Source organism: Colwellia sp. 12G3, from assembly GCF_002836775.1.
Lineage (GTDB): Bacteria > Pseudomonadota > Gammaproteobacteria > Enterobacterales > Alteromonadaceae > Colwellia.
Genome location: NZ_PJAQ01000018.1, coordinates 1 through 562 on the forward strand (window position 1 = coordinate 1; position 562 = coordinate 562).

The window sequence follows — 562 nt, forward strand, 5'->3', positions numbered from 1 at the left end:
CACATTTTAGCCAACTATTACTTAGCCCCTTATTGGGGCGTTAGGCCTTTGGAGAATAAATAATAATGAAGACGTTTCTTATAACCTTAGTGGCAATATTTATTATGCCCTCTGCATATGCGAAATCCCCACCTCAGTGGCTTTATAATGCAATAAAGGTTAGCAACCCTAATGAATTGGCATATTTTGTACAAGTTAGCGATTCTTGCCCATTTACTTCAGATGAAATAAACGAAATTACCGAAGGCGTTTTAATTAGAAGTAGGATTAAGCCATTAAAAGATGATATTTTTGTTAGTGGTAGAATATATTTAAATTTGGGTATTTCTTGCGTCAAATTAGATGGTTCAAGCCAAGTGTTTGCTATTAAGTCTGCGTTTGGACGCTATGAGCCAACACCGGCAATTATCTACGATTATCCATTTGGGTTTAACGGCATTGGACCAAAAGAATATATCCTGACAAACTTTAAAAGCTCAACTGAAAGAGCTATAACCGCTTTTGTAAAATCAAATTTCAATCTATAAATTCGGCAGGCCTAACAAGGCGTTCAAACGGACAA

General features: G+C 36.1%; 1 protein-coding gene. It reads left to right on the forward strand.

Features of this window, described 5'->3' with window-relative positions; genetic code table 11:
• The first annotated feature begins 65 nt into the window (after positions 1–65).
• Positions 66–527, forward strand: a complete 462-nt coding sequence (locus tag CXF71_RS07925) for a hypothetical protein (RefSeq protein ID WP_101232429.1) — start codon at positions 66–68, stop codon at positions 525–527.
• The last annotated feature ends 35 nt before the right edge of the window (positions 528–562 follow it).